This window comes from Streptomyces sp. A1277 (assembly GCF_004795015.1).
Taxonomy (GTDB): domain Bacteria; phylum Actinomycetota; class Actinomycetes; order Streptomycetales; family Streptomycetaceae; genus Streptomyces.
Genome location: NZ_SSBI01000047.1, coordinates 26,800 through 41,043, shown reverse-complemented (window position 1 = coordinate 41,043; position 14,244 = coordinate 26,800). Strand labels below are relative to the sequence as shown.

General features: G+C 71.5%; 13 protein-coding genes. 2 read left to right on the top strand and 11 right to left on the bottom strand.

Annotated features, from left to right (window positions below; all coding sequences use genetic code 11):
- Positions 1–2: 2 nt before the first annotated feature.
- From E6R18_RS26905 to E6R18_RS26890, 3 genes are all read right to left on the bottom strand, one after another.
- Positions 3–3,695, bottom strand: a complete 3,693-nt coding sequence (locus E6R18_RS26905) for an AAA family ATPase (RefSeq protein ID WP_136319482.1) — start codon at positions 3,693–3,695, stop codon at positions 3–5.
- A gap of 423 nt (positions 3,696–4,118) precedes the next feature.
- Positions 4,119–4,331, bottom strand: a complete 213-nt coding sequence (locus tag E6R18_RS26900) for a hypothetical protein (RefSeq protein WP_018551753.1) — start codon at positions 4,329–4,331, stop codon at positions 4,119–4,121.
- 437 nt (positions 4,332–4,768) lie between these two features.
- Positions 4,769–5,050: an acylphosphatase gene (locus E6R18_RS26890; RefSeq protein WP_136319481.1), complete on the bottom strand. Its 282-nt coding sequence runs from the start codon at positions 5,048–5,050 to the stop codon at positions 4,769–4,771.
- 143 nt (positions 5,051–5,193) lie between these two features.
- Between E6R18_RS26890 and E6R18_RS26885 the strand changes: the two genes are divergently transcribed.
- Entirely contained in the window at positions 5,194–6,219 is a 1,026-nt protein-coding gene (locus tag E6R18_RS26885; protein ID WP_136319480.1) for a CAP domain-containing protein, read from the top strand.
- A 100-nt stretch (positions 6,220–6,319) separates the two neighbouring features.
- Positions 6,320–6,727, top strand: a complete 408-nt coding sequence (locus E6R18_RS26880) for a helix-turn-helix domain-containing protein (RefSeq protein WP_136319479.1) — start codon at positions 6,320–6,322, stop codon at positions 6,725–6,727.
- Here E6R18_RS26880 and mutM read toward each other — a convergent pair.
- From mutM to recG, 8 genes are all read right to left on the bottom strand, one after another.
- Entirely contained in the window at positions 6,703–7,584 is an 882-nt protein-coding gene (gene mutM, locus E6R18_RS26875; protein WP_136319478.1) for a bifunctional DNA-formamidopyrimidine glycosylase/DNA-(apurinic or apyrimidinic site) lyase, read from the bottom strand. The genes E6R18_RS26880 and mutM overlap by 25 nt on opposite strands.
- Before the next feature lie 107 nt (positions 7,585–7,691).
- Entirely contained in the window at positions 7,692–8,516 is an 825-nt protein-coding gene (gene rnc / locus E6R18_RS26870; RefSeq protein ID WP_136319477.1) for a ribonuclease III, read from the bottom strand.
- A 19-nt stretch (positions 8,517–8,535) separates the two neighbouring features.
- Positions 8,536–8,709, bottom strand: a complete 174-nt coding sequence (gene rpmF, locus E6R18_RS26865; RefSeq protein ID WP_003965982.1) for a 50S ribosomal protein L32 — start codon at positions 8,707–8,709, stop codon at positions 8,536–8,538.
- 2 nt (positions 8,710–8,711) lie between these two features.
- Complete coding sequence (locus E6R18_RS26860; RefSeq protein ID WP_136319476.1) at positions 8,712–9,320, bottom strand: DUF177 domain-containing protein; 609 nt, start codon at positions 9,318–9,320, stop codon at positions 8,712–8,714.
- Between the two features lie 209 nt (positions 9,321–9,529).
- Complete coding sequence (locus tag E6R18_RS26855; protein WP_136319475.1) at positions 9,530–10,687, bottom strand: cell division initiation protein; 1,158 nt, start codon at positions 10,685–10,687, stop codon at positions 9,530–9,532.
- A gap of 110 nt (positions 10,688–10,797) precedes the next feature.
- The gene (gene coaD, locus E6R18_RS26850) at positions 10,798–11,277 is read right to left on the bottom strand and encodes a pantetheine-phosphate adenylyltransferase (protein WP_206308436.1); all 480 of its coding nucleotides are present in this window, start codon (positions 11,275–11,277) and stop codon (positions 10,798–10,800) included.
- 26 nt (positions 11,278–11,303) lie between these two features.
- Positions 11,304–11,888: a 16S rRNA (guanine(966)-N(2))-methyltransferase RsmD gene (gene rsmD, locus E6R18_RS26845; protein WP_136319473.1), complete on the bottom strand. Its 585-nt coding sequence runs from the start codon at positions 11,886–11,888 to the stop codon at positions 11,304–11,306.
- A 120-nt stretch (positions 11,889–12,008) separates the two neighbouring features.
- Entirely contained in the window at positions 12,009–14,228 is a 2,220-nt protein-coding gene (recG, locus tag E6R18_RS26840; protein ID WP_206308435.1) for an ATP-dependent DNA helicase RecG, read from the bottom strand.
- Positions 14,229–14,244 lie beyond the last annotated feature (16 nt).

The following is a 14,244-nucleotide window of genomic DNA, read 5'->3' as shown; positions in this document are numbered from 1 at the left end:
GCTCAGCGAAGCCGCTGGCTGATGACCTTGGAGACGCCGTCGCCCTGCATCGAGACGCCGTACAGCGCGTCGGCGACCTCCATCGTCCGCTTCTGATGCGTGATCACGATGAGCTGCGAGCTCTCCTGGAGCTCCTCCATGATCCGGATCAGCCGCTGGAGGTTGGTGTCGTCGAGCGCCGCCTCGACCTCGTCCATCACATAGAACGGGCTCGGCCTGGCCTTGAAGATCGAGACCAGCAACGCCACTGCCGTCAGGGACCTTTCGCCGCCTGACAGCAGGGAGAGCCGCTTGACCTTCTTGCCCGGCGGCCGTGCCTCGACGTCCACTCCGGTGGCGAGCATGTTGTCCGGATCGGTCAGGATCAGCCGCCCCTCACCGCCCGGGAACAGGCGCGAGAAGACGCCCTCGAACTCGCGGGCGGTGTCCCGGTATGCCTCGGTGAAGACCTGCTCGACCCGCTCGTCCACCTCTTTGACGACCTGCATCAGATCGGCCCGGGTCTTCTTCAGGTCCTCCAGCTGCTCGGAGAGGAACTTGTGCCGCTCCTCCAGCGCCGAGAACTCCTCAAGGGCGAGCGGATTCACCTTCCCGAGTTGCTGATACGCCCGTTCGGCAGACCTGAGCCGCTTCTCCTGCTCGGCCCTGACGAACGGCCTCGGCAGGTTGCGCGGATGCTCCGGGTCCTCGGGCAGCTCCTCGCCCTCGGCTGCCGGCGACGGTGGCACCGGCTGGTCGGGTCCGTACTCGGCCGCCAGCCCGGCCGGCTCGACGCCCAGCTCCTCCAGCGCCTTCGTCTCCAGCTGCTCTATCCGCAGCCGCTTCTCGGCACCCAGCACCTCGCCCCGGTGCACCGAGTCCGTCAGCTTGTCGAGCTCCGCCTTGAGGTCGCGGCCCCGCAGCCGCTCGGCCGCCAGCTCGCGCTCACGCTCCCCCTTCGACGCCTCGGCCGCCGCCCGCTCCCGCTCCGCCCGTACGACGGACACCTCGACGTGGGCCAGCAGCTGCCGGGCGCCCGACGCCACGGCGGAGGCCACCTCGGCCTCGTGGCGCAGCCGGGCGCGGCGCCGCTCGGCCCGGGCCCGCGCCTCGCGCTCGGCCCGCGCGGCCCGGTCCAGCGAGTCGGCGCGCCCGGCGAGCGCCTTGACGCGTTCCTCGTGCGTACGGACCTGGAGACGGGCCTCCATCTCGGTCTGGCGGGCGTTGGCACCGTCGGCCGCGAGCCGGTCGCGCACACCGGTGTCCGGCTCGTCGTCCGCGCCGTCCCCGGCCGCCTCCTCGGCGACGAGCAGCCGTTCGGCCAGCTCCTCGGCCTCCTCGGTCGCCCGCTCCAGCGCCTCCTGGGCCCGGGCGGCCGAAGCGTCCATGCGCTCGGCCTCACCGGCGGCGCCCCGCGCCTGCCCGGCCAGCCGGCCGAGCTGCTGGGCCACCCCGGACTTCTCCCGCTCCGCGGCCCGCCGGCGCTCCCCCAGCTCCTCGACCAGCGCCGCCGACGCGGTCCGCCGCTCGGCCGCGAGGCGCTGCGCCTCGGCCAGTTCGGTGCAGCGCACGGCGAGTTCGGCGAGTTCGGCGGCCGCCTCGTCCACGGACGCCTGCACTTCGAGCAGGCTCGGCGCGCCCGCGGAGCCGCCGTGCGCGAAGTGCGCGGAGAGGAGGTCCCCCTCGCCCGTCACCGCCGTCAGCTCCGGATGGGCCGCCACCAGATCCTCGGCGTCCTCCAGTGTGGCGACGACCACCATGTCCCGCACCAGCCTGCGGACGGCGGCCACCAGTTCGAGGGGGCCGCCGACGAGGTCCGCGACGGCGGGCGCCCCGGGGCCGGCGACGACGACCGGAACCGGCTGCCGGTCGGCGGCGGTGCCCGTGTGCTCCGGGGCGTCCGCGGCCTGGGTGCTCTGCCCGGGAAGGACGACCTGCGGCGGATGCGCCTGCGCGCCCTGCCCGGGTACGTGGCCCACCGCGTCCGCGCCCCGCGGCCCGCCGCCCAGGAGCAGGGCCGCGCGCCCCGCGTCCTGCTTGCGCAGCAGCCGGATCGCCTCGGCCGCCGTGGCCGGGTCCGTCACCGCGACCGCGTCCGCCGCCGCGCCCAGCGCCGCCGCCACCGCGACTTCGTGCCCCGGGGCCACCGTCAGCAGCTCCGCCGCCGGTCCGAGCACCCCGGTCAGCCGGTCGCGGGCCCCGAGCAGCACCCCCGTACCGTCCTTGCGCCGCAGCCCGAGGGCGAGCGCGTCGTGCCGGGCCGCGAGGGCGGCGCGCCGGCGTTCGGCGGCGGTGGCTTCCTCGCGGGCGCCGGAGAGCGCCGACTCGGCGTCCTTAAGCTCGCGCCGGGCGGCCTCGTGGCGCTCGCCGAGTTCGGTGTCCCCCGCGTCCAGGCCGTCGACCTCGGCCTTCAGCTGCTCGTACTCCTCCTGGGCCGCGACCGCCCGCTCGCGCGCCTCGTCGCGGGACGCGGCCAGCCGGTCGATCTCCGCCTGGGCCGAACCGGCACGGCTGCGGGCGGCGTTGACCTGGCCGTGCAGCCGGGCGAGCCCTTCGCGGCGGTCGGCCAGGGCGCGGGCGGCGTCCTTGAGCCCGCGCTCCTCGGCCGCCAACGCGCGCTCCAGCTCGGCGCGGTGGGACGCGGTGTCCTCCAGCGCGTGTTCCGCCGCCTCCAGGGCCGCGGTCAGTTCGGCCTCCTGCTCGCGGATGCGGGCGGCCTCCCGCTCCATGTCCTCGGGGTCGCGGCCCCGCCGCTCCTCCTCGGGCGGCGCGCTCGCGCTCTTCACCCGGGCGTCGGCCAGCGAGATCGTGCCGCGTACCCGTTCGGCCAGCTGGGACAGCTCGTACCAGGTCTGCTGGGCGCGCTGGAGCCGGGGCGTCAGCCGCCGCACCTCGTCCTCCAGCGCGGCCTCGCGTCCGAGTGCGGCCTTGAGCTCCGCCTCGGCGGCCTCCCGGCGCTGCTTGAGCGCGGCCTCGTCGGCGATCTCGCCACGCAGGGCGGTGCGCAGCGTGACGAGGTCGTCGGCGAGGAGGCGCAGCCGGGCGTCGCGCAGGTCTGCCTGGATGACGGCGGCCCGGCGGGCCACCGCCGCCTGCCGGCCGAGCGGTTTCAGCTGCCGCCGCAGTTCGTCGGTGAGGTCCTGCACCCTGGCGAGGTTCGCGCCCATCGCGTCCAGCTTCCGCAGCGCCTTCTCCTTGCGCTTGCGGTGCTTGAGGACGCCGGCCGCCTCCTCGATGAAGGCGCGGCGGCCCATCGGGTCGGCATGGAGGACGGAGTCCAGCTGGCCCTGGCCGACGATGACGTGCATCTCGCGGCCGATGCCGGAGTCGGAAAGCAGTTCCTGGATGTCGAGCAGCCGGCACGTGTCGCCGTTGATCTGGTATTCGCTGCCGCCGTTGCGGAACATGATCCGCGTGATCGTCACTTCGGCGTACTCGATGGGCAGCGCGCCATCGGAATTGTCGATGGTCAGCGACACCTCCGCCCGGCCCAGCGGCGGCCGGCCGGTGGTCCCGGCGAAGATCACGTCCTCCATCTTGCCGCCGCGCAGGGATTTGGCCCCCTGCTCCCCCATGACCCAGGAGAGCGCGTCCACCACATTGGACTTGCCCGACCCGTTGGGGCCGACCACGCAGGTGATCCCGGGTTCGAAACGCAGAGTCGTGGCGGAGGCGAACGATTTGAAACCGCGCAGGGTCAGGGCCTTGAGGTGCACGCCGCCGGACTCTACCTTTCGCTCTCGGTTTCACCGATGAAGGTGCAGGGCACATCAGACGGTAAGGGAAGGGGTGTACGTCCGGGGCGGAGCTGCGCGGGGCGAAGGGGAAAGAAAGAAGGGACGCCGAAGCGTCCCCTGTAATTCTGTGGATCACGCGCCGTCATGAGCGGTCGATCATGCGCCGTCATGAGCGGTCGATCATGCGCCGTCATGAACAACCGATCGTGCGCCGTCATGAACAATCGTGCGTGACCATGAAGACGCGCGTTACCGGATCAATGACGAGGCGGAAGAGAAGCAGATCAACACGATTCTGCGGCCGTCCGGCCTGCTATTGACCTTCAGTGATCCGGTGGTGATCCGGCGATGTGCCCGTGCGGTTGGCGTGCGCGGCCCGACCGGCCCATGGGGGCCTCCAGGTCAGGTCAGTGCCGGCTCCGCCTGGGGTACGTCGATGTCGATGCTGTCGAGCAGCGACTCTTGGTGCTGAGCGGCGGCGTTGAGCGCGTCGTTCTCGTCCTGAATGCGTACGAGTTCGGACTCGAGGTCCTGGACGCGCTGCTGGAGCCGTCGCATCTCGGCGAGGAGTCGCGGGTCGGAACCGCCGACGTAACCGAGAAGCGCCTTTGCCATGATGGATGGTCCTCCACAATGAGTGACCGACCGATGCGGTGTGGGTCGTGAGGGATCGCACCCGCGGTGCTCGGCAGTGCTCTGTGTCACTGCTGTCCTGCTGCCTACCAGCTCTGCCGAACAGCTAAGGTGCGCGGGGATTTCAGAGTCTCACCAAAAAGTTTGACGGTCAACACGATCACATCCCTCAGAGGCGGGCGTCCCGGGGGCGCGCAGCGAGACGATCATGCGGCGCGACTCTCCAGCGGGGCCCTCAGGGGTCCGGAGATCATCGTTAGTGCGGCAGCCTGGCACGCGAACCGAATCTTGGCAACCATCAGGTTATTCCGCAGGTCATTTCGGGTGTGCGCGCGACGGGGGCACGTGCCGTCACCCCGCGCCGCGCGTCGAACACGGCCCGAACACGAGCCCTTTCCAGAGCCCCGTTCCCAGCCGGATCAGCGGATCGCGAACCCCTCGTATCCCCCGCGCGGCGTGTCCCAGATCTCAGTGACGCCGTCAACGCGCCCGGGTGTGTCGTCCGACCGCAGCCACTCCAGAAGACGGTGGCAATTCTCACGCCGGCCCTCGGCCACGACCTGCACCCTGCCGTCGTCCAGATTGAGGACGAAGCCGGTGAGGCCCCCGATCTCCAAAGCGTTTGCCCTGGTGAACCAGCGGAACCCTACTTGCTGTACTCGGCCGCGTACCCAAGCGGTGAGTCGTACATCTTCGTTCATGCCCGAACGCTAACCGGCCAATTGCTCGTGGCTCACTTCTCGACGAATCGCCATGGCGTACAGTCCCCTCGCAAAAGCTTCACTCGTTCGGGTGAGCGTGGGGCGTCGAAAACGGCGTCCAGGTCGTCAGAAGGGCACAGCAGATGGGACGCCATCGACGCATCGCCGCAGCTCCCGCCGCTGAAGAGCCCGCGGACGGGGCCTCCGGCCGGCGCCGGGAAGCGGGCCGCAGAAAGCGCTCCGCGATACCCGTGCGCACGGGACTGATAGGCGTCTCGGCTGCTATGGCCGTCGGAGCCGTGGCCGTGGCCTCGGGTCTGCTGCCCGGCGGCGACAGCTACACCGTGGGCGGCGGCCCGACCGCCGACCAGGTGCGCTCCCAGGCCGCCCCCGACCTGCTCACCCAGGGCGGCGCCACCGCCTCGCCCGCCGACCGAGCCTCCGCTTCGGCTACGGCGAGCCGGGGCACCGACCGCTCGGCCGGGCCCGTGAAGACGCGTTCCGCCAAGTCCGGCTCGCCCTCCCGGTCGGCATCCGCCTCCGCGACCGCGTCCGCCTCGGCCTCGCCCTCCGCTTCCGCTTCGCCCTCGAAGACGGCCTCGCCGACGAAGACCGCGGCCGGCAAGAAGGCACCCGGCAAGAAGAAGGAGACGGCCAAGCCCTCCGCTGCCACCTCCCGGGCCCCCGCCACCAAGGCCGCCAAGACCTCGGCCCCGGCGGCGCCCGCCGCCCCTAAGCCCTCGTCCTCCGCGCCCGCCGCCCCGAGCAGGGCCGGCACCCCGGCCGCCACCGCGTCCTCCGCCCAGGCCGCCGTGCTCGCCCTGGTCAACCAGGAGCGCGCCAAGGTCGGCTGCAGCCCGGTCACGGCGAGCGCGTCGCTGGCCTCGCTCGCCCAGAACTTCAGCGACGACATGGCGGCACGCGGCTTCTTCGACCACACCGACCCCGACGGGAAGACCCCCTGGGACCGGGCCGCCGCGGCCGGCGTCTCGGGGCTCGGCGGCGAGAACATCGCCCGCGGACAGGCCGACGCCCAGGCCGTGATGGACGCCTGGATGAACAGCGACGGCCACCGAGCAAACATTCTCAACTGCGACTACAAGACCCTCGGCGTCGGTGTCCACCTCGGGGCCGGCGGCCCCTGGTGGACCCAGGACTTCGGCTTCTGACCCGCGCCACCTCCGTCCCCACCGCCCCGTACGCCCCACTCGCTTCCTGCCGGATTCCGCTGTCCCGGAGAAAGCGCTGTGCGGGCGTACGCTGGTTTTCATGGACCAGAGCACCGCATCGTCCGAGGAGCGGCAGGACGTCGTACCCCCCTTCGACGTGTTCTCCAAGCAGTGCCCCTCGCGCGGCCTGCTGGAACACGCCACCGGCCGCTGGGGCAGCCTCACGCTCGGCGCCCTGTACGCGGGGAGCCTGCGCTTCAACGCGCTGCGACGCCGGGTCGACGGGGTGAGCGAGAAGATGCTGTCCCAGACCCTGCACGCGCTGGAGCGGGACGGTCTGGTGCACCGCGAGGCGCAGCTCGTCAATCCGCCCCGCGTCGACTACGAGCTGACCCCCCTCGGGCGCGAGGTCGCGGAGCGGCTGCTCGGGCTGATCCACTTCGTGGAGGGCCGCATGGACGAGGTCCTGGCGGCGCGGGAGCGCTACGACGCGGCGCGCGAGGTCTGAGTCCGGGTGCGGGGCGGGCGCTGGCAGCGCGGGCAGTAGTAGCTGGACCGGTTCATCCAGGGGCGCCGCGCCATCGCCGTACCGCAGCGGTGGCAGGGCTCGCCCTCGCGGCCGTAGGCGTCGAGCGACCGGTCGAAGTAGCCCGACTCGCCGTTCACGTTCACGTAGAGGCTGTCGAAGCTCGTGCCGCCCTGGGCCAGGGCCGCGTTCATCACGTCGCGGACGTGGCCGAGCAGCTCGGCGGACGCGGGGCGGGTGAGCGTCGCGGTCGGCCGGTCGTAGTGCAGCCGGGAGCGCCAGAGCGCCTCGTCCGCGTAGATGTTGCCGACCCCGCTGATCAGCGACTGGTCGAGCAGCGCCCGTTTGACCGTGGTGCGGCGCAGGCGCAGCGCCGTGTGGAAGGCGGCGTCGTCGAAGGCCGGGTCCAGGGGGTCGCGGGCGATGTGCGCGATGATGTCGGGCAGGCCGTCCGTGGTGTTCTCGTGGAGCGAGAGCCCGCCGAAGGTGCGCTGGTCCACGAAGCGCAGTTCGGTGCCGACCGAGTCGGCGAACCCGATCCTGATCCGCAGGTGCTTCTCGTCGGGCGCCCCCTCGGGCCGGACGAGGAGCTGGCCGCTCATGCCGAGGTGGCCGAGGAGCGAGTCGGCCGCGTCGTCCAGCGGCACCCACAGGTACTTGCCGCGGCGCATCGCCGTCCCGAAGCGCGCGCCCGCGAGCCGGGCCGCGAAGTCCACGCCGCCCGCGAGGTGCCGGCGGACCGCGCGCGGGTGCAGGACCTCGACCTCGGCGGCCGTCCGCCCGGCGACCCAGCGCTCCAGACCGCGGCGGACGACTTCGACCTCGGGCAGTTCGGGCACGGTGTCGCTCCTGGGGTGGGACTGAGGGTGAAACGCGAATGGGGTACGAAGGTACGCGGACAGGGAGAACCCCCCGGTGCGCGCAGGCGCCGGGGGGTTCTCGCAGGTCAGGCGGGAGCGACGTCCGTGGAGGGCGACGGGTCGGCAGGGGTGTCGGCGGCCCCTCCGTCGGCTGCGGCCTTGGCCGTGGCCTCCCGTGCTTCCGCGGCGGCGCTGATCTCGCGCCAGGCGGACTCGGCCGCCTGCTGCTCCGCTTCCTTCTTGCTACGGCCGGTGCCGGTGCCGTACGAGACACCACCGACGCGAGCAGCAGCAGTAAAGGTCTTCTCGTGGTCCGGGCCGGTCTCCGTGACGAGGTACTCGGGGACTCCGAGGCTCTCGCTCGCGGTGAGCTCCTGGAGGCTGGTCTTCCAGTCCAGGCCGGCGCCGAGGTTCGAGGACCTGTCGATCAGCGGGTCGAAGAGCCGGTGGACCAGCTCCGAGGCCGCGTCGAGGCCCTGATCGAGATAGACCGCGCCGATCACCGCTTCCAGGGTGTCGGCGAGGATGGATGCCTTGTCCCGGCCACCCGTGCCCTCTTCACCGCGGCCGAGCCGGATGAAGGAGCCGAGTTCGAGGCCGCGGCCCACTTCCGCAAGCGCACGCGAGTTGACCACCGCGGCCCGCAACTTGGCCAGCTGGCCTTCGGGCAGGTCGGGGTGGGTGCGGTACAGCGTGTCCGTGACCACCAGGCCGAGCACCGAGTCCCCGAGGAACTCCAGCCGCTCGTTGGTGGGCAGACCGCCGTTCTCGTACGCGTACGAACGGTGGGTCAGCGCACGCACCAGAAGGGCGGACTCGAGCTGATACCCGAGCCGCCCTTCCAGAAGCGTGTGGGACGAGGCTGTGTTGACGTTGTCTGCCTGCTTCTTGGCGTGGGACAACTCAGACATCGGGCCTCTCACCAGCCGCTCAGACCTCGAGGACCTGGCGCTTGTTGTACGTGCCGCAGCTGGGGCACGCGATGTGCTGCAGCTTCGGCTCCTGGCAGCGCTCGCACGAAACCAGGGTGGGGACCGCAGCCTTCCACTGCGACCGGCGGTGGCGCGTGTTGCTGCGCGACATCTTCCGCTTCGGAACAGCCACGGCTACTTCTCCTGCTTCTTGTCGACGCCGGGTGCGGCGCCGCCCATGTTGTCCTTCTCGCCGTCCTGAACGGTCTCGGCGAGTCCTTGCAGTGCCGCCCAACGTGCGTCGACGGCATCGTGGTGGTGGCCCGGATTCTCGTCCAGCCTGATTCCGCATTCGGAACACAGACCGGCACAGGTCTCCTTGCACACCGGCTGCATCGGCAGTGCGAGCACCACCGCATCACGCAGCACCGGTTCGAGGTCGAACAAGCCGTCCTCGAGGAAATACCTGTCCTCGTCGTCCTCGGCGTCGTCGACCGGGTCCGCGGTCTTGCCGCGGTTCCGGTCATCGGCGTCAGGGTACGAGAACATCTCCTGGAAGTCCGCCTCGACCTTGCGGCTCAGCGGCTCCAGACACCTTACGCACTCCCCCTCGGCCGTCGCACGGGCGGTGCCGGTGACGAGCACACCTTCCATGACGGATTCGAGGCGGATGTTCAGCTCCACCGGGGCGCCTTCCGGCACTCCGATGACGCCGCCGATACCGAGGTCGGCGGGGGCGTCCGCCGTGCGGGTCAGCCGCTGCATGGCACCGGGACGCCGACCCAGCTCGTGCGTATCGAACACGAGGGGGTTTCGGTGGTCGAGGTGGCCGTTCAGGGCTTCTCCTGCTTTCGGATCGAACGCGTCACGCGCGGTGGGGGCGGGGAGGGACTGACCGGTCCGGAGTCGAAGCGGGCAGCCGGGATCGCGGACATACGCGCGACGAGGATCCAGGATACTGGACACACCGCTCAGCTCCCAATCCGGGCCTGACCTGCGTGACCTCCTGGGGATCAGCGTTCCTGTTCGTACCGACGAAGCTGGTCCAGGTCGATCATGCTGGTGTCGAACAGGCTGGTCTCGTCCAGGGCGCCCTCGCCGTGCTGCTGGAGGGGCTGCTGTCCCTGTGCCGACTGCTGCCAGGCGTCGTAGCCGCCCTGCGCCGGCATCGCGGGCCCGGCCTGGTCGTAGCCCTGCTGCTGGTAGGCGGCGTACGGGTCGGGCTGCTGCTGGTAGCCGTAGACGTCCTGCTGGGAGTGCGTGGGCTGCTGCTGGTCCTGGTAGGCGTCCTGCTGGGAGTGCGTGGGCTGCTGCTGGTCCTGGTAGGCGTCCTGATGGGGCTGGTCCTGGTAGCCGTACGTCTGCGCGTACTGCGGCTCCGGCTGGGCGGCGTACTGCGGCTCGCCCTGCTGGGGGATGTGGAGCGGCTGCGGGGCGGCCACCTCGGCCAGTCCGGCCCAGTGGTCCTCGTCGCTGGTGTGGCCCTGGCCGCCCGCCGCGTCCTGGGCGGCGATGTGCGCGCCCAGCTCGTCGGTGGCGACCCGGCCGTGCAGCTTCTGGCGGCCCCGGCCGACCGCCTCCAGGGTCTTGGCGAGCACCGCCTCGAAGGCGCCGAGCTTGGTGTCCACGTACTCGTCGGCGCGGCGCTGGAGCGTGGCCGGGTCGGCGCTGCGCTCGGGGGCGTCGGCGAAGTCCGGGTCCTCGTAGCCCTGCTCGTCGAAGCCCTGGCCGCGGCCGAGGAGCTTCTCGCGGCCCCGGTCGACGGAGCCGATGGTCTTGGTGAGGACGACCTCGAAGTTGGCGAGCTTGCTGTCGACGTACTCGTCGGCCTCGGCGCGGACCTCGTCCGCCTCCTTGCGGGCCTCGGCGAGAATCCGGTCGGCCTCGGCCTGGGAGCGCCGGGCGATCTCGGTGTCGGAGATCAGGTTGCCGCGCTCGGCGTGGGCGTTCTCGATGATCCGGCCGGCCTCCTGGCGGGCCTGCTCGACCAGCTGCTCGTGGCCGCCGATGACCTCCGCGGCCTGCGCGAGCGAGCCGGGCAGGGCGTCGCGCACCTCTTCGAGCATCGAGAGCAGTTCGGCGCGGTTGACCACGCAGGACGCCGACATGGGCATGGACCGGGCGCTCCCGACCGTCTCGACGATCTCGTCGAGCTTCTTCTGCACGTCCACCGTGTGCTCGCCACTCTCTACTGCCGATTGGAGACGGACGGGACGACTGTACGGCCAGTCGGCGCCCGTCCGACACCTGCGGGGTGCACGGCTGACGCCCCGTCAGTGCCTCAGCGCTGGGCGAGGCGTTCGGTCAGGGCCTCGTGGACGACCGGGGGCAGCAGGTGGGAGACGTCGCCGCCCCAGGTCGCCACCTCCTTGACCAGGGAGGACGACAGGAAGCTGTAGGTGGGGTTGGTCGGCACGAAGAGCGTTTCGACGCCGGAGAGCCCGTTGTTCATCTGGGCCATCTGGAGTTCGTAGTCGAAGTCGCTGACGGCCCGCAGGCCCTTCACGATCGCCGGGATGTCGCGTTCCTTGCAGAAGTCGACCAGCAGCCCGTGGAAGGACTCGACCTGGACGTTGCCGAAGTCCGACGTGACCTGGCGGATGAGCTCTATCCGCTCGTCGACCGTGAACAGGCCCTTCTTGGACTGGTTGATCATCACCGCGACATGTACGACGTCGTACAGCTTCGAGGCGCGGCCGATGATGTCGAGATGTCCGTTGGTGATGGGGTCGAAAGACCCCGGGCATACGGCGCGGCGCAACTTGATTCCCTCGCTCTCCGGTCCGGTCATCGTGCGTCTTCGCACGTAGCGGCGGCGCGACCGTACCAAAGCGTTCCCTCGCCGTAGCGACGGGCCCGCAATGGCTCGAAACCCTTGGGCCAGCTGAATTCTCCGCCTCTGGTGCTGCGTTCCACGGTGACGAGCGCGTCGGCTGTGAGCCACCCCTGGGCACGGAGTGTGAGCAGTATCTCGCCAAGATCGTCGTCGGTGACGGCGTACGGCGGGTCCAGGAAGACCACGTCGTACGGCTCCGCGGGCGCCGGGCCGGTCACGATCTGTTCGGCTTTGCCGCTGCGGACCTCGGCGCCGGGCAGGCCCAGGGTGCGGGCGTTGTCCCGGACCGTGCGGACGGCCTTGGTGTCGGCCTCCACGAGCAGGGCGTGGGCGGCGCCCCGGGAGAGCGCTTCGAGGCCGACGGCTCCGGAGCCTGCGTAGAGGTCGGCGATCCGGACCCCGTCCAGGGTGCCGAGGAGCGCCTGCCAGGTGGAGAACAGGCCCTCGCGCGCCCGGTCGGATGTGGGACGGGTGCCGGTGCCGGGCGGGACGGCCAGGCGGCGTCCGCCGGCCACGCCGGCGATCACGCGGGTCATGGGTGACTGGTCCTCGGGTCGGGGCGGCGCGCGGGGTGGAGCGGGCGCCGTGCCTCCCACGATATGGCGTCGGCGCGGGCGGGGCGCCCCGGGGCCGGGCGGGGCGGGGGCCCGCACTGCTCATCCCTTCTCCAGGTACTCCTCGCGCTCCTTGTCGAGCAGGGCGTCCAGGGCGGTGCGCAGCTCGGGCAGGTGCTCCAGCTCGGGGTCGGCGGCGACGACGGTGACGGCCTCCTGGCGGGCGGCGGCGATGACCTCCTCGTCGTCGATGACGCTCAGGACCCGCAGCGAGGAGCGGACCCCGGACTGGGCCTGGCCGAGTACGTCGCCCTCGCGGCGCTGTTCGAGGTCGATGCGGGACAGCTCGAAGCCGTCCAGGGTGGCGGCGACGGCGGAGAGGCGGGCGCGGGCGGGGCTCGCCTCGTGGGCCTCGGTGACCAGCAGGCACAGGCCCGGGGCCGAGCCTCGGCCGACCCGGCCGCGCAGCTGGTGCAGCTGGGAGACGCCGAAGCGGTCGGCGTCCATGATCACCATCGCGGTGGCGTTGGGAACGTTGACGCCGACCTCGATGACGGTGGTGGCGACCAGGACGTCGGCCTCGCCGGCGGCGAAGCGGCGCATCACGTCGTCCTTGGCGTCGGGCTGCATCCTGCCGTGCAGCACCTCGACGCGCAGGCCGCTCAAGGGGCCCTTGGAGAGCTGGTCGGCGATCTCCAGGACGGCGAGCGGCGGGCGCTTGTCCGCCGTCGCCTCCTCCTCGGCGGTCTTCTTCTTCCCCTTCTTCTTTCCGGCGTCGTCCTCGTCGTCGCCGATGCGGGGGCAGACCACGTACGCCTGGTGGCCGTTCTCCACCTCTTCGCGGACCCGTTCCCAGGCGCGGGTGAGGAAGTGGGGTTTGTCCTTGGCGGGGACGACATGGCTGGCGATGGGCGAGCGGCCGGCCGGCAGCTGGTCGAGGACGGAGGTCTCCAGGTCGCCGAAGACCGTCATGGCGACCGTGCGGGGGATGGGGGTGGCGGTCATGACGAGCAGGTGCGGCGGCTGCTTGCCCTTGGAGCGCAGGGCGTCGCGCTGCTCCACGCCGAAGCGGTGCTGCTCGTCCACGACGACCAGGCCCAGGTCGTGGAACTTGACCTTGTCCTCGATCAGCGCGTGCGTGCCGATGACGATGCCGGCCTCACCGGTGACCAGGTCGAGCAGGGCCTGCCGGCGCGCGGCTGTGCCCATGGAGCCGGTGAGCACAACGACCTTGGTGCCCTGGTCGGAGCCCCCCAGCATGCCCCCCTCGGCCAGCTCCCCCATCATCTCGGTGACCGAGCGGTGGTGCTGCTGGGCGAGGACCTCGGTGGGGGCGAGCATGGCGGCCTGCCCGCCCGCGTCGACCACGGCGAGCATGGCGCGCAGCGCGACCAGCGTCTTGCCGGAGCCGACCTCGCCCTGGAGGAGGCGGTGCATCGGGTGTTCGGTGGCGAGGTCGTCGAAGATCTCCTTCGAGACCTTGAGCTGGCCGTCGGTGAGGGTGAACGGCAGCTTCGCGTCGAAGGCGTCGAGGAGGCCGCCGGGCGCGGGGCGGCGGGCGACGGCCGGGAGCTGGGTGTCGGCGAACCTGCGGCGGGCCAGGGCGACCTGGAGGACGAACGCCTCGTCCCACTTCAGCCGGTCCCGGGCCGCCGCCACGTCGGCCTTGGTCTGCGGCCGGTGGATCTTCAGCAGGGCCTCGGGCAGCGAGGTGAAGCCGCGCCCCTCGCGCAGGGCCTCGGGCAGCGGGTCGACGGCCTCCCGGGCGCTGGGCAGCACCGCGTCGACCGCCTTGGCGATCCGCCAGGAGTCGAGCTGCTTGCAGGCGGGGTAGATCGGCAGCAGCTTGCCCGCGAAGGCGTCCACGGCCTCGCTCGCCCCGGCCTCGTCGTCGTCCGCGGCGTCGAGCAGCTGGTACGTGGGGTGGGCGAGCTGCATCTTGCGGTTGAAGACGGAGACCTTGCCGGCGAACATGGCGCGCCGGCCCGGCAGCAGGTCCTTGTGCGGCTTGTGGACGCCGTGGCCGAAGAAGACCAGCTGGAGCCGGCCGTGGCCGTCGGTGAGGGTCACTTCGAGGCGCTTGCCGCGTCCCCCGTTGAACGTCAGCACGCGGGCGTCGGCGACCTGGGCGACGACCGTGACGTGCTCGTCGAGCGGGAGGTCGGTCAGCGCGGTGAGGCGGCCGCGCTCCTCGTACCGGCGCGGGTAGTGATGCAGGAGATCACCGACCGTGTGCAGGTCGAGGTGCTCGGCCATCACCTTCGCGGTGGCGCCACCGAGCAGCTTCTTGAGGGGTTCGTCGAACGCAGACACGCGATCCATTGCACACCACGGCAGT